The organism is Cupriavidus sp. 01L45 (assembly GCF_056399885.1).
The window spans coordinates 1-570 of sequence record NZ_JBFTSG010000171.1 but is presented as its reverse complement, the minus strand read 5'-3'; the positions used below and the strand labels follow the sequence as shown (position 1 = coordinate 570).

The 570-nt window shown below is 65.2% G+C and carries 1 protein-coding gene; it reads right to left on the bottom strand.

Translation table 11 applies throughout. From position 1 onward, the window contains the following. Positions 1–570: maleate cis-trans isomerase family protein (locus tag AC1DT6_RS40570; protein WP_441638121.1), on the bottom strand; the 570-nt coding region annotated here is incomplete at both ends.

Here is a 570-nt window from a genome sequence, read left to right as displayed (position 1 = left end):
ACGATGGCGTCGACGTCTTTGGTGTTCATCTGCGCGACGATGCCGGGCAGCCTGGCGGGATCATGACGGCCCACCTCGAGGTTGTCGGGAATTTCCAGCGCGCGCCAGTCCACCACTTCGTAGCCTTCGTTGCGGATGTAGTCCACCACCAGTTCCGTCAGCGGCTTCATATAGGGCGCGACCACGGCAATGCGCCTGGCGCCGATCACCTTCAGCGCGTCGATCAGYGCACCGGCGCTGGTGATTACCGGTGCATCGGCGCCATTCGCGGCGGTATGGGCCTGCAGGCGTTTCTCCGAGACGCGGTGGTAGCCGTGGCCCATCGCCATGATCGCCACCAGGCAGGCGTAGCCCAGCACGTCGACGCGGGCGTCGCTGAGTTCCAGCGCGCAGCGGTCGGATTCGGCGTCCATGGCCGCCAGTTCCTCCTTGACCACCTTCTTCATGCGCATGCGGCTGGAGTGGAAGGTGAACCGCTCGGGCCGCACCTGCTGGCGCGCCAGCAGCATCGCGGGGATTTCGGTTTCCATGGTGGTGTTCGAGCTCGGCACGATCTGGCCGATACGGAAA